Annotated in this window: 19 protein-coding genes and 1 pseudogene; 8 read left to right on the forward strand and 12 right to left on the reverse strand. The window is 62.7% G+C overall.

Going from position 1 to position 20714, the window contains the following annotated elements; all coding sequences use genetic code 11:
• Positions 1-220: 220 nt before the first annotated feature.
• From X566_RS22435 to X566_RS22445, 3 genes are all read right to left on the reverse strand, one after another.
• Positions 221-400, reverse strand: a complete 180-nt coding sequence (locus X566_RS22435) for a hypothetical protein (RefSeq protein WP_034471757.1) — start codon at positions 398-400, stop codon at positions 221-223.
• 222 nt (positions 401-622) lie between these two features.
• On the reverse strand, positions 623-1678 hold the full coding sequence (locus X566_RS22440; protein WP_034471760.1) for an alcohol dehydrogenase: 1056 nt from the start codon (positions 1676-1678) through the stop codon (positions 623-625).
• Positions 1679-1852: 174 nt separating this feature from the next.
• Positions 1853-4252 carry an EAL domain-containing protein gene (locus X566_RS22445; RefSeq protein WP_034471763.1) on the reverse strand — a complete coding sequence of 800 codons (2400 nt, stop codon included), beginning with the start codon at positions 4250-4252 and terminating at the stop codon, positions 1853-1855.
• A 520-nt stretch (positions 4253-4772) separates the two neighbouring features.
• Between X566_RS22445 and X566_RS22450 the strand changes: the two genes are divergently transcribed.
• Positions 4773-5093: a Dabb family protein gene (locus X566_RS22450; RefSeq protein ID WP_034471766.1), complete on the forward strand. Its 321-nt coding sequence runs from the start codon at positions 4773-4775 to the stop codon at positions 5091-5093.
• 123 nt (positions 5094-5216) lie between these two features.
• On the opposite strand, the gene X566_RS22455 is transcribed toward X566_RS22450, so the two are convergent.
• Genes X566_RS22455 through X566_RS22475 form a run of 5 tightly spaced genes read right to left on the reverse strand, consistent with a single transcriptional unit; the run spans position 5217 to position 10099 of the window.
• A complete protein-coding gene (locus tag X566_RS22455) occupies positions 5217-6407 on the reverse strand; it encodes an ABC transporter permease (protein WP_034471768.1) in 1191 nt (396 codons plus the stop codon).
• Positions 6408-6410: 3 nt separating this feature from the next.
• Positions 6411-7571, reverse strand: coding sequence for an ABC transporter permease (locus tag X566_RS22460; protein WP_034471770.1), 1161 nt, complete (start codon positions 7569-7571; stop codon positions 6411-6413).
• The gene (locus X566_RS22465; RefSeq protein ID WP_034471772.1) at positions 7568-8248 is read right to left on the reverse strand and encodes an ABC transporter ATP-binding protein; all 681 of its coding nucleotides are present in this window, start codon (positions 8246-8248) and stop codon (positions 7568-7570) included. Before X566_RS22465 ends, X566_RS22460 begins: the two co-directional genes overlap by 4 nt.
• A 45-nt stretch (positions 8249-8293) precedes the next feature.
• Complete coding sequence (locus X566_RS22470; RefSeq protein WP_051444427.1) at positions 8294-9373, reverse strand: efflux RND transporter periplasmic adaptor subunit; 1080 nt, start codon at positions 9371-9373, stop codon at positions 8294-8296.
• Positions 9374-9391: 18 nt separating this feature from the next.
• Complete coding sequence (locus X566_RS22475) at positions 9392-10099, reverse strand: PadR family transcriptional regulator (protein ID WP_051444428.1); 708 nt, start codon at positions 10097-10099, stop codon at positions 9392-9394.
• Positions 10100-10319: 220 nt separating this feature from the next.
• Here X566_RS22475 and X566_RS22480 point away from each other — a divergent pair, with 220 nt between their 5' ends.
• Positions 10320-11660, forward strand: a complete 1341-nt coding sequence (locus X566_RS22480; protein WP_081740503.1) for an enoyl-CoA hydratase/isomerase family protein — start codon at positions 10320-10322, stop codon at positions 11658-11660.
• A gap of 75 nt (positions 11661-11735) precedes the next feature.
• Positions 11736-13424 (forward strand): annotated as a pseudogene (locus tag X566_RS22485) (AMP-binding protein).
• 37 nt (positions 13425-13461) lie between these two features.
• Here the strand turns inward: X566_RS22485 and X566_RS22490 are convergent.
• A complete protein-coding gene (locus tag X566_RS22490) occupies positions 13462-14313 on the reverse strand; it encodes a LysR family transcriptional regulator (protein ID WP_034471775.1) in 852 nt (283 codons plus the stop codon).
• Positions 14314-14482: 169 nt separating this feature from the next.
• On the opposite strand from X566_RS22490, the gene X566_RS22495 reads away from it, so the two are divergent.
• Together X566_RS22495 and X566_RS22500 are read left to right on the forward strand one after the other, a co-directional pair.
• Positions 14483-14914, forward strand: a complete 432-nt coding sequence (locus X566_RS22495; RefSeq protein WP_034471777.1) for a PAS domain S-box protein — start codon at positions 14483-14485, stop codon at positions 14912-14914.
• A 34-nt stretch (positions 14915-14948) separates the two neighbouring features.
• Positions 14949-15410 (forward strand): hypothetical protein, encoded by a 462-nt coding sequence (locus X566_RS22500; protein ID WP_034471779.1) that lies wholly within the window; start codon positions 14949-14951, stop codon positions 15408-15410.
• A 69-nt stretch (positions 15411-15479) separates the two neighbouring features.
• Here the strand turns inward: X566_RS22500 and gdhA are convergent, their stop codons facing one another.
• Positions 15480-16829 (reverse strand): NADP-specific glutamate dehydrogenase, encoded by a 1350-nt coding sequence (gdhA, locus tag X566_RS22505; RefSeq protein WP_152540026.1) that lies wholly within the window; start codon positions 16827-16829, stop codon positions 15480-15482.
• A gap of 31 nt (positions 16830-16860) precedes the next feature.
• Positions 16861-17598, reverse strand: coding sequence for a pseudouridine synthase (locus X566_RS22510; protein WP_244434854.1), 738 nt, complete (start codon positions 17596-17598; stop codon positions 16861-16863).
• Positions 17599-18052: 454 nt separating this feature from the next.
• Between X566_RS22510 and X566_RS22515 the strand changes: the two genes are divergently transcribed.
• Positions 18053-18247 (forward strand): hypothetical protein, encoded by a 195-nt coding sequence (locus tag X566_RS22515; RefSeq protein ID WP_034471790.1) that lies wholly within the window; start codon positions 18053-18055, stop codon positions 18245-18247.
• Between the two features lie 146 nt (positions 18248-18393).
• On the opposite strand, the gene X566_RS22520 is transcribed toward X566_RS22515, so the two are convergent.
• Positions 18394-18858: a group III truncated hemoglobin gene (locus tag X566_RS22520; RefSeq protein WP_034471793.1), complete on the reverse strand. Its 465-nt coding sequence runs from the start codon at positions 18856-18858 to the stop codon at positions 18394-18396.
• 171 nt (positions 18859-19029) lie between these two features.
• On the opposite strand from X566_RS22520, the gene X566_RS24125 reads away from it, so the two are divergent.
• Together X566_RS24125 and X566_RS22530 are read left to right on the forward strand one after the other, a co-directional pair.
• Positions 19030-19875, forward strand: coding sequence for a hypothetical protein (locus X566_RS24125; RefSeq protein ID WP_051444430.1), 846 nt, complete (start codon positions 19030-19032; stop codon positions 19873-19875).
• Between the two features lie 369 nt (positions 19876-20244).
• Positions 20245-20703: a (2Fe-2S)-binding protein gene (locus X566_RS22530; RefSeq protein WP_034471796.1), complete on the forward strand. Its 459-nt coding sequence runs from the start codon at positions 20245-20247 to the stop codon at positions 20701-20703.
• Positions 20704-20714: the final 11 nt, after the last annotated feature.

Raw genomic sequence — 20714 nt, forward strand, 5'->3', positions numbered from 1 at the left:
GATTGCAGATGATAGTGCGCACGTTGCATGTGCGCCGATTTTCAAGCGCAGCCGTTCCCTGGCGTAATGGCGAGCGGCGAACGCAACCGGGCCCATTCACACGATCGACCCGGCATCCGACCAGGACCAACGGCTGTCTCCCGCTTCCAAGGCAAACGCCACGACGAACGTGGTCCGGCGAAACAGAGTGTCCGTGCCGAAAAGATGAAAGGCTGCGCGATCAGAAAGCCCGGCGCTTCGCCATGACAGGGACCGGCATCCGCCGGTCCTCGATAAAAGCATGCACTGCGCCAGCGACAAAGGCGGCGAACAAGAAAGCAAACAAGGGCGCAACAAGGCCCCCGAGCAGCAAGGCCGCGGCCAAGACCATCAGAGCGACTGGGGAGAAGATACCGTTCATTGCAGGTTTCCCAACAAATGCGTTTGCGTTCTGAGCTGCGATGCCTGTCAGGCTCACCGATCCGTGCGGCGTAAGTTTGACAGGATCGCGAAAAATGCTGCCCACAAAACAGGCGTGTGACAATGTCGCAAACGGAAGCGGACTCGCTTTTCCACTAGAAGCAAATCACAATCGCAACCAGCAACGCCGGAACACACACGCGTTCGTTGGTACTCTGCCCACTCAGCGAGCGATCACGAGACGGCCCTTCACCTGTCCTGCGCGCAACCGATCCAGCGCATCATTGACGCCATTGAACGAGACCGTCTCCACCGGCATCGGCTTCACCTTTCCGGCCTTGACCAGCGCGATCAGGTCTTTCAGCTCCTTGAGATTGCCGACATAGGAGCCGCGAACGGTGATCGCGCGCAGGACCACGAGCGGAATCGACAAGGTGATGTCGCCGCCAAACAGGCCGACGACGACGTAGGTGCCTCCCTTGCGCAAGACGCCGGTCGCAAACTCCGCCGTCGCCTTCGCGCCGACGAAATCAACCGCGGCGCCAACGCCGCCGGGTTGTGCCTGCAGCGTCGCAACCGCTGCTGCATCGCGCGGGTCGACGGTGAGTTTCGCACCATTGGCCATCGCCAACTCGCGCTTGCCGGGATCGATGTCGGCGACGGCGATGTTGCGGTAACCCAGAGCGTTCGCGATCTGTAGTCCGCTCAGTCCGACGCCGCCGAGCCCCATGATCAGCAGCATATCCTTGTCCTTGTCGATGTCGACCTTACGCAAGGCGCTGTAGGCGGTGATGCCGGAGCAGGCGTAGGTCGCAGCCAGTGTCGGATCGATTCCGGACACGTCGATCAAATGCTTGGGATGCGGCACGAGGCATTTCTCGGCATAACCTCCCGCACGGTAAACTCCGAGCGACGACGGCTTCGGGCAATAGTTCTCCTCGTCGCGCAGGCAGATGTCGCACGTTCCACAGCCAAGCCACGGATAAACCAGGAAGGTCTTGCCGATCTCGCTGTCGGCAATCGGCGCATCGGGGCCCTTGGCGATCAGCCGTCCCAGAACCTCATGGCCCATCACCACCGGCGTCGAAACGCCGCGATCGGCCAGACTCAGCGTCTTGCCGCCGCCGAGGTCATAGTAGCCGTCCTGAATGTGCAAATCGCTATGACAGACCCCGCATCGCGTGACCTCGACCACCACCTCGGTCCCGCGAGGTTGCGGATCGCTCAATTCGATCTGCTCGACCGGCTGGCAAAACATCTTCACCGCGTAAGCGCGCATATCGCTCCTCCCTCACGTCCCTGTGCCCGGCTCTCGGACATGGCTGTCAATGCCATGAGGCCCGACGCGCTGGCCATGAGTCAAGCGAGGAACTCCGGGTGACACGCCGGCAGGTGCGCGGTGATAGATGGCATTGTCCCGGACGACGGGCGCGAAGATTTCCTCAGGCGCGGGTTACGCGACTTTGATCTGCCAGGTATCGCTCGCCTCTTTCGCCTTGAGCAGCACCTCCTCATGCGTCAGGGCGTGGAAGCTCTCGATCGGAGCCGGTCGCGCGATCAGATAGCCCTGCGCTTCGTCGCAGGACTCTTCTTTCAGGAACTGAAGTTCAGCGGCGGTTTCGACGCCTTCGGCCGAAACCACGAGCCCGAGCCCGCGTCCAAGGTTGAGAACCGCACGCACGATGGCTGCCGCCTGCTCATTGGTGTCCACCGCGCTGATGAAGGAGCGGTCGATCTTGATCTTATCGAAGGGGAACGTCCGCAGGTTGGATAGCGAGGAATATCCCGTCCCGAAGTCATCCATGGCGATGCGGATGCCGAGCGCCTTCAGGAGCCGCAGTGTCGTCAGCGCCCGGTTGAGATCTCGAATGAGTGCGGTCTCGGTGATTTCCAGTTCCAATTGCTGCGGCCGCAGGCCTGTCTGCAACAGGATATTGTGCAGTTCATGCGCGAAGTTCGGATTATAGAGTTGCACGGCCGAGACGTTGACGGCGATCGTCAATGCCTGCGGCCAGGCCGCAGCCGCGCGACACGCCGTGCGCAGAACCCAATCGCCGATTTCCAGGATGGTCCCGCTTTCCTCAGCGATGGGAATGAAAACCGTCGGGGAAATGTCTCCGCGGGTCGGGTGCTTCCACCGCAGCAGCACTTCGAAGCCGCTGAACGTGCCGTTCCTGATGTCGAACTGCGGTTGATAGGCCAGGTGCAATTCATTCCGCGCAAGGGCCTGGCGGAGATCGAAATCGAGCATCTGACGCTCACGCAGTTCGACCTGCATGTTCGACTCGAACAGATGGAAGGTGTTTCGACCATTCGCCTTGGCGCGATAGAGCGCGATATCCGCGTAGGTCAGCAGCGTTTCCCGGTCCTGCCCGTGCTGTGGATAGAGGGCGATGCCGATGCTGGTGGACACGCCTGCGGCTTCGTTGGCGTCACAAGCCGCGAGCAGAGCCTGCAGGATGGCTTTGGCGAGATCGACCGCGGCCTGTTCGTTCTTCAGCCCTGGCGCCAGAACTGCGAACTCGTCGCCGCCAAGGCGCGCCATGATTTGGCGCCCCTTCAAGACAGCGGACACCCGGTCGGCGACCGTCTGAAGGACCTTGTCACCCGCCGCGTGGCCGAACAGGTCGTTGACCTCCTTGAAGCCATCCAGATCGAGGCACAGCACGGCAAGAGTCTCGCCCGCACACACTGTAGCGATGTCCTGATCCAGCCGCAGATTGAAATGGGCGCGGTTCGGCAAGGACGTCAGTCCGTCGTGCAGGGCCAAGAAACGAATATGCCGCTCGGCCTCCTTGCGTGCACGCAGGTCGCGGACGGCAATCACCCGATGCGGCCGCCCACCGAACTCGATCGGCCGCGGTATCAGTTCAACCGGGGTTTCCGATCCATCGACATGATGGACGACCGTTTCGATCGACTGATCGCCGCCGGAGAGGATTTGCCCGCAAGCAGGTTCCGGCAAACAGCTCTCGAGCCGGACACCGAGGAGCTCCGACTGCGTCCGGCCGGTCAACAGCGTGAAGCTCGTGTTGGCCGAAACCACCTCGTCGCCGTCGCAAACCAGAAGTCCCTCGACAGCCGCGTTGGCAAGATCGCGCATCAGGCCGATCTCATGCTCGGCACGATGCCGACGGCGATCGAGCACGATTCCGGCCAAGGCGATCGCGATGATGAAGAGGCTCGCGAACGCAAGCGCGGCGGCAAGCCAGCCTGCCGGCAGCATCAGCTCGGAGATCGGGACTGTCGTGTCGGGGAGGATCGAGACCGCCCCCATCGCAGTGAAGTGATGGCTGCAGATGGCCAGCGTGAGCAGAAGGGCGCCGCTGATCTTCCAACGCTCCGCCTCACCATGCAGCCCAACCACGAGCGCCGCCGCGCCGAACGCAATGCCAACCACGATCGAGGCGACGACAAGCGGCTGGTCCCACAGGATCATGCCCTGGACATCGAATGCCGCCATTCCCGTGTAATGCATCGCGGCAATGGCGATCGCGACCACCGCGCCACCGAGCGCCGGCCCGTAGCGCCAGTCCGCGATCAGCGCAACGGCGAATCCCAGGCAGGTGAGCAGTATCGCCGCGACCAGCGACAGGCTGGTCAGAACAGGATTGAAGCCGCTCGGGATGTTCGGCTCGTAAGCCAGCATCGCGACGAAATGGGTGGCCCAGATGCCGAACCCGGTCGACAGCGCGGAAACCACCAGCCAGAGCCAGCGCATCCGGCCGCGCGATTTGCGCGCATGACGCAGCAGCGTGATGGCGGCAAACGAGGCGACCGCGCAGATGATCGCAGCCAGGAGCACCAGCCGCAGATCATGTGCCGTCGCGATGCAATTGTAGACCTTCAACATGGACGGAAGCCACAATGCGAGTGTCGATCGTCAACGTTAGACGCATCCGACGCTAAGATGCGTAAACATTGAAGATTAGCCGTCGATGGAGTTATTGCCTCCTTAAGCAGTTCCGCAGCATTTGCGAATGACGCGACTTATTCCACAAATTCGGTACTCCGCTCCGTCCTGCGACTCAGGTGTAGCGCGGATGCAATGCGCCGTCGGTATCGATATAAGGCCGATTTCGGCCAAACCGGTCGCCTTCTTCGAGGCTGCACCTCATCAGATCATCTTCATCCAACCATCATCGCGGCCGTCCAAAACGCTGGCGCGGAACACCGGATGATCAGATTCCCCGGCCGCCCATCCTCAAGCCAACTGGCGAACGGCAGCCGAACTCGTTTTGCGACCGCATGTTGGCAGCCGGCAGACGCCGCGATGCAGGCGCGGTTTGATTACGCCTTCGAGATAAGCGTTGCCTCGCACCGGAGCGCACGATAGTCATGCCGCGCTTTCGCAACGTGAGTAGCGGCCGGCCATGATTCGCCACATCGTCTTCTTCAGCGCCAAGGACAAAGCCGAGATCAATCAAGTGATCGACGGCCTGTCGATCCTGACCGGCATCCCACACGCTCGTAAGCTGGAGGTTGCCCGCAACAAGAAGACGGACCAGCTCGGCAACGATATCGACGCGGTGGTCTATGGGGAATTCGACGACGAAGCGGCGCTCGCTGCCTTCAAGGCACACGAACTCTATCATGAATCGATCCGCCGGGTGCGGCCGATCCGCGAGCTGCGGTTCGCAGCCGATTACGACACCGCGAAGGATATCCGTCAGACTGCCGTAAAGGCCGACTAGACACGCTGCCGATGGCCGGAGCCGGTTCGGCATCGATCCCGCCCGCGCCCTGGTCCACCATCCCAAGCATGCACAGGGAAATCCGATCCAGCGGCGCTGGACCGGATTGCTCCTCATCGTTCGCTAGCTTGCGTACAGACCGCTGATGATCGGCAGTCGGGCGGCGCGCAGCGCCGGAAACAGGCCGCCGATCAGCCCGACGATCAGCGCTAGCGCAACACCCTGAACCATCAGCGCCGGGCTGAGCTTGAAGTCGAACACGACCTGCGTGAAATTGCCACCGAGGGTCGAAGCGGTGACGCCATCGAAGATCAGGTAGGTCGCAGCCGCACCCAAGAGACCACCGACCGCAGCCAGCAGCAGCGACTCCGCAAGCGTCCCGACAAACGCCGGAAATCCGCCGAAGCCGATCGCCCGCAAAGTCGCGATCTCCGTCGCACGCGCCGCGACCGACGAATACATCGTGTTTAGCGCACCGGCGAGCGCACCGAAGGCCATCGCGATCGCCAGCGGCCAGCCGAGCTTCTGAATCAGGTCGGAGGTTTGCGATGCCTGTTCGGCGAAGTAGGCCGCTTCCGACTTGACGTCCAACTTCAGCCGCGGATCGTTGTCACTGTAACTCTTGAGTTCGTTCAGCGCCGCAGGGCTCGTCAGCCGCGCGCGCACGGTCTGAAAGATGTTGTTGCGATTGAACAGGCTCTGCACCACCGGCAGGTCCGCCCAGATCTCCGATTCGAACACGCTGCCGCCCGCGTCGAACACACCGACCACGGTCCACCGCGTCGTCCCGAACGACACCGTGTCGCCGAGTTCGAAGCCTTCGAACTCCCGCTGCAACGACTTGCCGACCACGATCTCGTTGCTGCCGCTGTGGAACATGCGGCCCTGCGCCATGGTCACGCCCTTGCGCAACGCTGCGCCCTGCTCGCCGATACCGCGCAACGGGAGATTGGCCTTGGTCTTGGTGGAACGCTTGATCCCATCGACCACGAGATAAAGCTCCGACGAGATCAATGGCTTGCCGTCGGTGCCACGGGCGATGCCCGGTCCATCCTCGATCAGACGCATCTGATCGCGGGTTACCGTGCTGTTGATCTCGGCTTGCGAACCCGCGCGCAGGATGATGGCGATATCGTCGGCACCGGAGCCGGCGATAGTGCGCTGGAAACCATTGGCCATCGCCAGGAACGCGAGCAGCACCACGACCACGAGCGCAATCGCGATCACCGTCGACAATGACAACCAGCGCCGCTGCGGGATGCTCCTGAGGTTGATGGAGGTGACCGCCGCCACCTGACGCCAAAGCGAGCCCATGACTTAACCTCTTCCGAGCGCGGCGGCGATCTGCAGCCGCATGGCGTTGATGGCGGGAATCATGCCGGTGATCAGGCCGAGCGCGATCATCAGGCCAAGCCCTTGCAGGACGATGTCCCAAGACACCGAGAACGCAGGCGCGACATTCTGAAGGCTGGTGCGCAGGGCCATGGTCGCTAGCCAGGCAAGCACGAGCCCTGGTATACCGCCGAGCAAGGCCAGCAGGATGGATTCGCCGAGCACCATGCGCAGGATGCGCGGACCGGAGAAGCCGAGCGTCTTCAAGACGCCGATCTCGCGAGTCCGTTCGCGAATCGACAGCGCCATGGTGTTGCCGACGATCATCAGAATGGTGACGAACGCGGCCCCCACCACCAACGTCACGATCAGCGCGATGTTGCCGAACTGCGCGGCGAACGCCTTGCCGAACGCCTTCTCGGTGTCGGTCGATGTCTCCGCGCTGGAGTTGGCAAACATCGCATCGATCGCCTTGGCGACGCGATCATTGTTCTCAGGCGCCGTGGTCTGCAGGATCATCCAGCCGATCGTGTCCTTGCCGAACGATCGGGTTTCGTCGAAGTAATTGTATTGGAACAACAGGAAGTTGGTATCGACGTGCTCGGCCTTGCCCTTGACGATGCCGGCAATGGTGAAGTCCCAGGTCTGTCCGCCGCTCCGCTGGGAGAAGATGTTGCTCTTCAGCGGAATGCGATCGCCGACCTTCCATCCCCATTTGCGCGCGAGCGCCTCACCGACCACGGCGCTGCTGCGGTCACGGATGAATGCCTGCAAGGCATCCGGCGCAATATCGAATTCGTTGCGGTAGACATCGAAATACGTCGCCGGCTCGATCGCCAGCGCGATGATGAAGTTCTTCGGCTCCTGATAATACCCGCCGAACCAGTTGGCGAAGGTAACCTGCCGCACTCCCTCCACCGCCCGCACCCGATTGAAATAGGCAATCGGCAGCGGCTGGGTGAAATTGATCTTGTTGACGGTGATCAGCCGATCGGCGGCAGCGCGATCCTCGCCCGCATTGAACGCGCGATAGAATCCGGCCAGCACGCCGAAGATCAGGAACGCGACCAGGATCGAGACGATCATCAGGATCGCGCGCAGCTTGCGGCGGAAGAGATTCTTCCGCACCAGGTCGAAGTCGTTCACGCGGCCAGCTCCCGTTCGACGAAACGGCCCTTGTCGAGGTGCAGCGTCCGCTGCGCGTATTGCGCGGCGGCCGGGTCGTGCGTCACCATGACGATGGTCTTGCCGAGTTCCTTGTTGAGCAATTGCAGGATCGACAGGATTTCGTCAGCGGAGGTGCGATCGAGGTCGCCGGTCGGCTCGTCGCAGAGCAGCAGGTTCGGATCGGAGACAATGGCGCGAGCGATGGCGACGCGCTGCTGCTGACCGCCGGACATCTCGCGCGGACGGTGCTTGACGCGATCGGCAAGACCGACCACCGACAGCGCGGTATTGACGCGCGCGGCGCGGTCCTTGCCGCCGAGTTTGGTCAGCAGCAGCGGCAGCTCGACATTCTGCGCCGCCGTCAGCATCGGCATCAGGTTATAGAACTGGAAGATGAACCCGACGTTCCTCGCGCGCCATGCCGCAAGCTGGCCTTCGGACAACCCGTCGATCCGCTCGTCGGCGATGGTGATCTCGCCTTCATCGACATGATCGATGCCACCGAGCAAGTTCAGCAGCGTGGTCTTTCCCGAGCCCGATGGACCCATCACGGCGACGAAATCGCCGCGCGGGATCGTGAAGTCGAGATGATCGAAGATCGAGATCGTCTCCTTGCCTTTGGTGAAGCGCTTGCTCACGCCGGCAAGGCGAACCATCGGAGTTTCCGGTGTCACTTTAGTCTCTCCTCGGGTCGATTGGAGCTAGTTGGCCGCGGTCGTTTCGGTGGTCGCCGCCGTGCCCGCCGCAGCGCGCAGGAACGTCACCTTCACAGCCATGTCGGGAAGAATACGCGGGTCCTTCTGCTCGAAGCGAATGCGGACTTTCACCGTCGCCTTCTCGCGGTTGGCCGTCGGCACGATCGCGATCACCGAAGCGGGAATCGTCCAGCCTGGATAAGCATCGAGCACGGCGTTGACCGCACCGCCTGGCACCACGCGGCCGATGAAAGCCTCGTTCACATCGACTTCGATCTCGATCGAATCCATGTCGACGACGGTGCAGATGCCGGTTCGGGTGAAGCCGCCGACCGACATCGGCGAGATCATCTCGCCGGGCTGCGCGCTACGATCGACGATCACGCCGGCGAACGGCGCCCGGATCTGATGTTTATCGAGCACCGATTTGCTGCGGGCGGCATCGATCTTGGCGGTTTCGAGTTGCGAACGCGCCTGACGCAGTTGCGCCGTCAGGACGCCGACGCGTGCCTGCGCCTTGGTGAAGTCGGCTTCGGTCGCGACGTTCTTCTGCTGCAGCGCTTCGACGCGCGACAGGATTCGCGTCGCGTCCTGCAGATCGGCATTGATCGCGCTGATGGCCGCGTCAGCCGCTTCGACGCGCGATTGCGCGAGCTGATAGTCCTTTTCGGCCAGCACGCTGTCGAGACGCGCGACCACCTGCCCTTCGGTGACGCTCATGCCCTCGTCGATGTAAACGCCGACCACTTTGCCGGTGATTTCGGCCGCCACCGTCGCCTTGCGACGGGCGACGACATAGCCCGAGGCAGACAGATTGCCTGCCTCGCTCGGTGTCACCGGCTGCGACGGCGTTTGGAGCTGAGATTGCGCCGGCGCTTGTGTCGGCGCGTCGGACTGCGCAACCTGTTTCGTCGGCTCTGAGGAGCCGAACCCCGTCAACGCATAAGCCGCGAACGCCAGCACGGCGCAGCAGACGACGACAGCCGCCGCGATCGGCATCCAGCGGCGGCCGGACGGCGGCGGCGCTTCAGGCGCGCTGCGATCGATGGTCAGCGAGCGCAACAGTTTGGCCTTTTCCTCACTCATCGTAACCTTGCCCCAACCTCAGCCATCTGCGTCGTCCCGCACGGCGCTCTCATTCTCACGTTGATAGCCTTGCTCGCAGTGCGCCTGCATACCCCGCCACACCTCGACTGGCCCCCAGCCCTCCTCGGTGATACGGCGGACCAGATCGTTGACGAAATCGATCTCGGCCTTCAGCAGGGCCGAACGATACTCGCTCTCGACCATGAAGATTGCAGGAAATTTCTGTCCTAATAGCGGCGCCGGAAGATCCTGATTAGGTTCAGCAAGCTCACCTAACGTCATATCCGACAGCTGGCCGGCCAGCGCCTGCATCTGGGTCAGATTCTCCGACAGCCGCTGCACGCGCTCGCGCAGCATGGCGACGGCTTCGTCCGGCGGCAGCACCGGCAGCAGCGACAAGGCCGCCTCGAACTGGACGAACTCCTTCGCCGGCTGCGCAATCAAGTCACGCATCCAGCTCCGTAGCAGATCACGCCCCGCCGGCGTCAGCGCGTACACGGTCCGCTCCGGCCGCTTGCCGTCGCGAGAGGTCTCCTTGGGCCGGATCAAGCCACGGGACGTCAGCAGCTCGATCACTGTATAGAGCGTCCCGTACCGCAGCTTGATGCTCTCGTGCTTGTGTCGATGCTTGAGCGTCGCTGCCATCTCGTACGGATGCATCGGACGTTCAAAGATCAACGCCAGCACGGCCAGCGCCAGGGGATTTGACCGAGTCTTCGCGGACATGGGCGACTAATATCCGCATCCAATATATCCGTCAACGGATAAACGGTGGCGTACTATCAATTGCCCGTCCCTCGGACAACCCGTCCGGAGTGGAAGACATCGCGGCGAGATGCCGCCGCCCTCCTATTCGTTGATGAGAATTCCGCCGCGTGCTGGCAGGCTGGCTAAAACGCGATGGAGAATGGCTCCATAGGCACAAATGCATCGTCGGGAGGGCCTCATGAACCGCTGGGTATCCGTCACACCTGCACCGACGGGCGACTATGCAGCGGACAGCGTCCGCTTTTCCCGCTTCTGGCTCGAAGGCCTGGCGTGCCTCGACACTGCTCCGCCCCGCCTTCAACGTGATGCGTCCGACAAAGACGCCGCCGACGCGCTGCTCCGGCAGGCCCGCAGCACGCGGCAAGACTTCCTGCGCGCCCATGCGGCAAAGCTGTATCGCGACCTCACTGACGATCTGCAAACCTTCCGCCGGGTCGAGGAACTGGCGACACTCGCTGCCGCGAAAGTCCCAGGTCTCTGCCCGAGCCCCGATTACATCGCGCGCGAGGCGGCGTTGCCCCAGGCCGGCAAGGATGGCCACGAGATCGACCAGGGCCTGTTCTTCCATCATGTGCTCGCCGACACCGATTGCGGCCGGCATCTCTGTCACGCGATGCTGTTGCCGCGGCGGGAAGCGCTCGACCAGCTCGACCTTCTCAAGCGGCATGGCCACATCGATCTCGGTGCCGCGATGGTGGAGCGCCGAGGCAAGGCTTCGTTCGTGACGATGAACAACAGCCGCTACCTGAACGCCGAGGACGACGGCACGGTGGCCGCCGTCGAAACCGCCGTCGATCTCGCTTTGCTCGATCCGGCAACGTCGGTCTGCGTGCTCCGCGGCGGCGTCATCGAGCACGGCAAATACGCAGGACAGCGGGTGTTCTCGACCGGCATCAACCTCACTCACCTCTATCGGGGCCGGATTTCCTACCTCTGGTATCTCATTCGCGATCTTGGCTTCGTGAATAAATTCTATCGCGGTATCGCCAGACCCGAGGCCATTCCGGACGACGTGCATGGCGAGACCATCGAGAAGCCTTGGATTGCAGCAGTGGAAAAGTTCGCCATCGGCGGCGGCTGCCAGTATCTGCTGACGATGGACTACACCATCGCGGCGAGCGACGCCTACATGACACTGCCCGCCCGCAAGGAAGGCATCGTGCCGGGCGCCGCCAATCTGCGGCTGCCGCGCTTCGTCGGCGATCGCATCGCCCGCCAGGCCGTGATGACCGGACGCCGCATCGATTGCGACAGCCCCGAAGGCCTTTTGATTTGCGACCGCATCATCGCGCCGGATGACATGGACGGCGCGATCGACGGAACCGTCCACGCCCTCACCACCTCCGGCGTCGTCGGCATTGGCAGCAACCGCAAGGCCTTCCGCGTCGCGCAGGAGCCGCTGGACCTGTTCCGCAACTACATGGCCGTGTACGCGCGCGAGCAAGCCGCCTGTCATTTCTCGCCGGCCCTGATCGACAATCTCGAGCGCTTCTGGAACGCGCGTGAGCGCGCCGCATGATCCACCGATTGTGACCGTTTACCGCTCGTCGAGACGGCGTATATTTCGTTCAACGAACATGAACGGGAGGCCCGGATGGAGACGCTCAGCCACGTCATCGGCGAGGAGCAGCCGCCTTTGCTGGAGCATACCATCGGCGAGGCGCTCGACATGGCCGTCGCCAAATGGCCGGACGCCGAGGCGCTTGTCTCCGCGCACCAAGGCCTGCGCTTCACCTGGACGCAATTCGCCCGCAAGGTTGATGATTTCGCCGCAGGACTGCTGGCGCTGGGGCTCCGCCCCGGCGATCGCGTCGGCGTCTGGGCGCCGAACTGTGCGGAATGGACCATCGCGCAATTCGCCACCGCGCGCGCCGGCCTGATCCAGGTCAACATCAATCCCGCCTATCGCACCTCAGAGCTCGAATACACGCTGGCGAAGGTCGGCGTGCAGGTGCTGATCTGTACGGATCGATTCAAGACCAGCGATTACATCGCGATGGTCGAAGGCCTCGTGCCCGGAATCGCCACATCGGCCGGCCAGCCGCTGAATGCGGCGAAACTGCCGATGCTGCGCCATGTCATCCAGATCGGCGGCACGGCGCGCCCCGGCTGGCTGATGTTCGATCAGGTGCCGTCGCTCGCGACCGCCCGGGAGCGAGCGCAGCTTACCGCGATCGGCCCGACGCTCGACCGCAACGATGCGATCAACATCCAGTTCACGAGCGGCACCACCGGCTTGCCGAAGGGCGCCACCCTCTCCCACCGCAACATCCTCAACAACGCTTACTTTGTCGGTCTCGGTATGGGCCTGCGCGAAGGCGATCGCCTGTGCGTGCCCGTTCCGCTCTATCATTGCTTCGGCATGGTCATGAGCAATCTCGCCTGCCTCGTCCATGGCGCGACCATGGTTTATCCCTCCGATGCATTCGACCCGATCGCGGTCCTGCGAACCGTCGAGGCCGAGCGCTGCACGGCGTTGCATGGCGTACCGACCATGTTCATCGCCGAACTGGAACATCCCGAATTCGAACGCTTCGACCTGTCCTCCTTGCGCACCGGCATCATGGCGGGCTCGCCCTGCCCGATCGAGGTGATGAAGCGGGTGATCAGCCGCATGCATATGACCGAAGTCGGCATCGCCTATGGCATGACCGAGACGAGCCCGGTCAGCTTCCAGACATCCAACACGGATTCCGTCGAACGGCGGGTCTCGACCATCGGCCGCGTGCAGCCGCACCTGGAGGTGAAGATCATTGATGCGGCTGGAGCCACCGTGCCGCGGGGAACAGCCGGCGAGCTCTGTACCCGCGGCTATTCGGTGATGCTGGGCTATTGGAACGATCCCGAGAAGACCACCGAGGCCGTCGATGCCGAGGGCTGGATGCACACCGGCGATCTCGCGGTGATCGATGCGGAGGGCTACGGCAACATCGTCGGCCGGTTGAAAGACATGGTGATCCGCGGCGGCGAGAACATCTATCCGCGCGAGGTCGAGGAATTCCTGTTTCGCCATCCCAAGGTGGAGGATGTGCAGGTCGTCGGCGTCCCGGATGCCAAATACGGCGAGGAAATCTGCGCCTAGATCAAGCTGCGCGCGGGCGAAACGTCGAGCGAAGACGAGATCATCGCCTTCTGCAAGGGGCAGATCGCGCACTACAAGGTGCCGCGCTATGTGCGCTTCGTCGATGGCTTCCCGATGACGGTCACCGGCAAGATCCAAAAATTCCTGATCCGCGACGCGATGATCGAGGAACTGAAGCTGCGGATTCAACAGACGGCTTAGACATCGATCCTCGAAGATCGAGACGCCGCAACGCTGTCTAGCCGCGCTTGGTCTCGGCAATCGTTCGCATGTTGTCGAGCGCGTGACCGAACAGACGCGCATCATGTTCGGCGGGATAGACCGCGTAGGCCGGCAACAGGAATTCCGGGGCGTCGCGAACGACCGTGAGCATCTTCGTGCGCAGATGGCGCTGAATGGTTCGCATCGGGAAATAACCCGAGCCGCCATTCAGCAACACATGCTGCAGCCCGAGCCAGCCGATGTTCGCCGTCACGGCAGCGCCCTCGTAGTTCGGAAACAGCGCGCCGTGCCGCGCCTGAAATTCCGGCCCCCAATCGACGTAGACGTAACCAGGTTGCGGCTCCGGCTTGCTCCGGCGATCGGTCGAGACCAACACGAGCCTCTCCTCGAACAGCTGTTCCACCTTCAGCCCCGGACGGCTCTGTGGCGTGTACATCACGCCGATATCGACGCGCCCCTCGACCAGTCCTTGCATGATCTCGGCCTCAAGGCCGATTTCGGCCCGAACGGAGACATCCGGACTGCGCGTTCGCATCAACGGCAGCCACTCCAGCAGGAACTCCTCCCAAAGACCGATGCGGCCGCCCACCACCAGCGTCCCCAGGAAACCTTTCGGAATGCCGATGTCGTGACGCGCCTGCTCGACCGTTCTCACCAGCGTCGAAGCATGCCGCTGGAACTGCCGCCCCGCGGCCGTCAGCGTCGTGCCAGCCTTGTTGCGCACGAACAGTTCGCAACCGAGCTGCTGTTCCAGCGTTTGGATCCGGGTGCTGACGGTCGATTGACTGACGTGCAGGCGCTCGGCGGCGTTCACGAAATTGCCGACCGCGATCACAGTCAGGAACGTGCGTGCCAGCTCGGTGTCCATTTGCGTCTCCGGGATTTCCGGAAGTTTATATCGGATTTATCGATAGTAACCGCCATTTTAATTCGTTTGTCAAAACCATCGAACGGCCTACGCTGTGAATCGCCGCCAATGATCCATCGAACAATTCATAGGCTGGCACCGAAACGCGAAAGGGAGCGACGATAACCTCATGCAGGCATCACAACCGGTCATCGACGCGCTTCTTGCGACGGCTTCGGACGCGATCATGGCGACCGATCGCAACGGAATCATCCGTTTTTGGAATCCCGGCGCGGAACGGATCTTCGGGTTCTCGGCCGCTGAGGCCGTCGGCCAGTCGCTCGATATCATCATTCCCGACAACTTCCGGAAGCGTCACTGGGACGGCTTCGAACGTACGATGCAAACCGGCCAAAGCCGGTACGGCGCCGGCGACCTCCTCGCGGTACCGGCACTGACGAAAGACGGCCGGCGTCTTTCAGTCGAGTTCACCATCGCCATCCTGCGCGATGCACAGCAACAGCCGTCGGGAACGGTGTCGATCCTGCGTGACGTATCGCAGCGCTTCGAGGAGATGCGTGAACTGAAACGCAAGCTTGCGGCACGGACGGCGACAGGCTGAACACCGGTCGCGCCGGCGCCGACAGGAGGACGATATGACCAGCCTGAATACGGAATTCGAGAACTTCCTGTACGCGCCGGTCGTTGACCAAGACGGACTATCGCTCAGCGTGATTTCGGCGCTCGCGCGGCAAGGGCTCGATCCGTGGGAGGAGTCCGCACGGCTGAGCGGCCTGTCCGAACAGGAGGCGGCGAACAGCCTCGCCGCGACACTTTGGACGACGGCCAGTGCCCATCTCTCGCCAGAACAAGCAAGCGTACTCGCGACCCAACTCGTCAAGCGGCTGCCCGCGCCGGGCGCCGTGGTCGAACCTCCCGGTATGACGGTGGAAGCGGACGTGATGGTGGTCTGGCTGGTCTACGGCATCTTCATGGGCCTGGCATCGATTTCTGGCGCGGCCCAGCAGACGCGATACCAGGACACGGCCGCCACGGTCGCACAGCATGAAAGCGCCGCGCAGCATCAACCTCACGCGACCGAGGCCAAGGTGAGATAAGCCATGGTCGCAATTGGCGGGGCGGGAGTGCTCCCCGATCTTCCTGCCCCGCCAATCTTTCTCCGACGATCAGACCACACCCATCGCCCGCATCGCCTCTGCCACCCGCACGAAGCCTGCGATGTTGGCACCGAGCACGTAGTTGCCCGGCGCGCCGTACTCTTCGGCCGTCGCCGCGCAACTGTCGTGAATGCCGTGCATGATCTTGGCGAGACGCTCTTCGGTCTCTGCGAATGTCCAGCTATCGCGCGACGCATTCTGCTGCATCTCCAGCGCCGAGGTGGCAACGCCGCCCGCGTTCGCGGCCTTCCCCGGCGCAAACAGCACGCCCGCCTCCTGAAAGGCCCGCACGGCTTCCGGCGTCGAGGGCATGTTGGCGCCTTCTCCCACCGCGATGACACCATTCTTGATCAGCGCCGCAGCATCCTTGCCGGTCAACTCGTTCTGGGTGGCCGACGGCATGGCGATGTCGCACGGCACCTCCCAGATGCTCCCCTTCTCGATATAGCGAGCGCCCTTCTTCAGCGCGGCATAGTCTGCAATACGGCCGCGTCGGACCTCCTTGATCTCCTTGACGAGATCGAGGTCGATACCAGCCTCATCGATCACATAGCCATTCGAATCCGAACAGGCGATCACCGTGCCACCAAACTGCCGGATCTTCTCCATCGTGTAGATCGCGACGTTGCCGGAGCCGGAAACAACCGCGCGTTTGCCGCTGAAGTCACGGCCGATCGTCGCCAGCATCCGTTCGACGAAATAGACCGCACCATATCCGGTCGCTTCGCGCCGCGCGCGCGAGCCGCCATAGACCAGGCCCTTGCCGGTGAGCACGCCCGCTTCGTAGCGATTGGTGATGCGCTTGTACTGGCCGAACAGGTAGCCGATCTCGCGCCCGCCAACGCCGATGTCGCCCGCCGGCACGTCGGTATATTCGCCGAGGTGGCGATAGAGTTCGGTCATGAATGACTGGCAGAACCGCATGATCTCGCCGTCGGAGCGATCCCGCGGGTTGAAGTCCGAGCCGCCCTTGCCGCCGCCGATCGGCATTCCGGTCAATGCGTTCTTGAACGTCTGCTCGAAGCCGAGAAACTTGATGATGCCGAGATTGACCGACGGGTGGAAACGAATGCCGCCCTTATAAGGACCCAGCGCCGAATTGAACTGCACGCGGAAGCCGCGGTTGATATGCACCTGGCCCTTGTCGTCCACCCAGGGGATGCGAAAGATGATCTGCCGCTCCGGCTCGCAGATCCGCTCGATCAATGCATCGTCGGCATAGTCCGGATGCTTGGCGATCACCCGCCCGAGGCTTTCGAGGACCTCGCGCACCGCCTGGTGGAATTCTTCCTCGCCGGCATTGCGGCGAAGCACATCGGTAAGAATGGGCTCCAGCTTTTCGTCCAGATTGACCAACATGTCCTCCGCGGTAGCGCCGACGGCCGATCCGTCAGCCTGCAATCTTGTTTGATGGCGCCGCCGCGCCCGACAGGCGGACAATCTCGTCCGACGTCAGCGAACGCACATCCCCCTTCGGCAGATCGCCAAGCTGGAGACCGCCGATCTGCACGCGTACGAGACGCGTCACCTCCGCGCCGAGCGCCGCGACCATCCGCCTGATCTGCCGGTTGCGTCCCTGATCGAGAACGATGTCGAGCCAGGCAGCGCGCGGTCCTTCGCGCAGAAGCGAGGCGGACTTCGCCACCAGCCGCTCGCCACTGTCGTCGATGCCTGCGGTCAGCGCCGACAGGAACCCCTCATCAGCAAGCCGATCGATCTTCACATGATAGCGCTTATCGACATGGGAGACGGGATCGAGCAACCGGTCGGCCCAAAGCGTATCGTTGGTCAGCAGCAGCAGCCCTTCGCTCGCCTTGTCGAGCCGGCCGACGGCCGACAGATACGGCACATCGTGGCCAGCCAGGCAGTCGTAGACGGTGCCGCGCTGTTGCGGATCGCTGCGGGTGGTGATCAGGCCGCGCGGCTTATTGAGCATCAGATAGTGTTTGCGCGCGGCCATCACCGGCTCGCCATCGACGGTGATGACGTCGCGGGCCATGTGCACCCGCATCGCTTCGTGCTTGGCGGGTTGGCCGTTCACGCGAACCCGGCCGGCTGCGATCAGCGCCATCGCGGCGGTCCGAGAACAATAGCCGAGCTTCGACAGCGCGCGCGGCAGGCTGGCCACGTTCGCGTCCAGAGGCTGCGACGGGAACCTCTTTGCTGCAGGGCGACGCGAGGCGAAACCTGCGGAACGGCCCGATGGAGTGCGTGGTGAACGCACGGATGCTCTCTCGATAATCGACTGTTTGGAGAACCCGCGGCGCGGGCTGGCGATCATGCGGCATGGATGGCTTGGGATGGCTTGCGCGAAGCGATCCAACCCCGAACCCACCGGTCGTAACCGGGGGATTCGGGCTAAATCAGCAGGATAAGCCTGCCGGCGCCATTGAGGCGTTGCCGCTGGTGTGATGCGCGCATCCGGAACGTCTGAATAAAAGCACCGGCAAAGTCAACTGGACCAAAGAACCACTAGGCTTGACAGCCTCCCTGCCCTGGAACACCGTTGCCGACGGTTCCTGGAACGGATTGCCGGGCCATGATACGTCGGCTCCGGCAACATGGCCGGCAGGGAGCAGGGTATGGGCGAGAAAAGCACGCTGCCACGACCGGAGCTCGACCGCCGCATCGCCATTCTGCGCGACAACATCCGCCAACTGATCGAGCAAGCGGCGGCCGCGTCCGGCGGCGAAACCGAAGAGCGGAATGCCGCCCGGATCGCTCAGCAAACCGAAGAGCTCGAACGGCTGGTCAAGGAACGGGACGCGCTCCCATGATCGCCGCTCTCCCGACCGCCTCCCCGTCATGCCCATGCTCGACGCGGCCATGACAAAGTGAATCGCTCTTCGAACCGTCAGAGCAGGCTTGTAAATGTCGATCGCTGTTTCGGTCAGCCTCTCAGGATCAATCGGCTGAGATCAGCTCAGGTCTCGGCGCGGCGGAAACGCTCGCCTTTGCGCAGCAAGACGCCCTGCCCGTTCGCGATGCCAAGTTCGAGGCTCTCCGCGATCCGCTGCGCCCGCTCGATGAAATGATCCGCCGCCTTCGGCGGGCACACCTCGCGCGCGGTCGTCTCGAACAGCGCCAGCCAGCGATCGAAGTGGCGCGCATCGACCGGCAGCGGCAGATGCTTGCGCATCGGTTGGCCGTTATAACGTCCCGTCATCAGCGCGACCGAGGACCAGAACGCAAACATCTGTTGCAGATGCGGCTCCCAGTCGGTGATGCGTGCGGCAAAGACCGGGCCGATCAACGCGTCCTCGCGAACGCGGGCGTAGAATCCGCGAACCAACCGCTCGATCATCGCCTCGTCGATGCCGGTTTCCCGCTGGATCGCCTCCGCAATATCGGCGCGCCCCTGATCGGCGGACCTCACTGGAACTGTCATGCTCGATCCCTGATTGGAAGCCCTCTCTACCAAGAGCCGGGCGCGCATGTCGACCACCCAGGCAGCCTCGATCTCCCACGTCGGCTCGACTTACTGTTCCCATGTTGACTATTGCGTGCTGGCGCTCTGCAGGCCGATTGCTTATGAGGTTCCAAAAATGGAGTCTCAACGATGACAAATAGAACAAACGATCAAGACTCGCTGGACGAAGATTTCGACAACTGCGCTCTGCCGCTGGTACGCCGTGTCTATGCCTTGCTGGGGCGAGACGACAGCAAGGTGCGCTATGGCGATCCCCTGCCGCGCGGCTGGCACTTCATTCTGTTCACGCCCACGGCGCCGCAAAACGTGCTTGGCGCCGACGGTACGCCCACCAACAAGGGCGCCGTCACGCCGCCCGGGCTGCCGCGGCGCATGATGGGGGGACGCAGGTTCACATTCTTTTCCGATATTCCGATCGGCGCCGATGTCCGCCGCGTCAGTGAAGTCGTGTCGTCAACCGAGAAGACCGGTCGCTCCGGCCGCTTCATGATTACGACCACGCGCCAGCTCCTCTACGTTGCCGGCCAAAGCAAGCCCGCGCTGCAGGAAGACACCGATACGCTGTTCCGTGAACCGGCCTCGGCCAATGCCGCCGCGCCGGCAACCGATAGGCCGGTCGAGCGCATCGCTGATGTCCGCGAACAGGTCGCGATCGACGAGACGATGCTGTTCCGCTACTCGGCCTGTACCTTCAACGCGCACCGCATCCACTATGATTATCCATACACCACCGGAACCGAGGGTTATCCGTCGCTGGTCGTGAACGCGGGCCTGACCGTGCTGCTGCTGCGCGAATTCGGCATGCGCCACCTGAACGATGCCGCACTTGCCACCATGACGACCCGCAACAGCCGACCGATCTACTGCGGCACCCGTATCCATCTCTGCGCCCGCGCCGTCAATGGCGGCTACGATCTCTGGGCGGAAGATGAGCAGCGGCACGTCTGTGCCGAGGTCGGTTTGCGACAATCATAAAACAGCAACGATAGCATCACAGCGCGCTGCCACGACGGCCCCTTGTCACGATCGACCTTTGCGCCGATGCCAGATCTTCACTGTCGGAACGCACTGCAAACCACAGCGTTACCGGCATGTCATGAGAGTCACGCTTGAGAGCCCCGTTTTGCCGGGATCGCACGTCGCAGCCGCCGACTCCCTCGTCGCGCCGCGCCGAAATGTCGCAAAAGTCAAAACGTCGTACGACAAAAGACGCGCGAAATATCTTCACACATTAGCGTGATGCATCAAACTCCAGCTCAGGCTGTATAGTCGCGATGTGTTCACGTCAGCCATGCTGTCTGACATTCGAACCGTCTGCTTGCTTCATCCGCTCGGGAGACTCTCATGGCACGCTTGTCCATCAATGGCATCACTCATGACGTCGACGCTGATCCCGATACGCCGCTGCTCTGGGTCCTTCGCGAACAAGTCGGCCTGACCGGCACCAAATATGGCTGCGGCATCGCCCAATGCGGTGCGTGCACCGTGCACATCGACGGAGTCGCGACACGCTCCTGCAGCATGCCACTCAGCGCCATCACTGAACAGCAAAAGATCGTCACCATCGAAGGCTTGTCGCCGGATACCAGTCATCCGATTCAGAAGGCTTGGCTCGCGCTGGACGTGCCGCAATGCGGCTACTGTCAAACCGGCCAGATCATGGCGGCGGCAGCCTTGCTGCAGGCTACACCGAAACCGACAGACGAACAGATCATCAGCGAGATGACCAACATTTGCCGCTGCGGCACCTACAATCGCATCAAGGCGGCGATCAAGCTCGCCTCTTCGACGATGGCCGGCTGAGGTTGGAGGCA

Source organism: Afipia sp. P52-10 (assembly GCF_000516555.1).
Lineage (GTDB): Bacteria > Pseudomonadota > Alphaproteobacteria > Rhizobiales > Xanthobacteraceae > P52-10.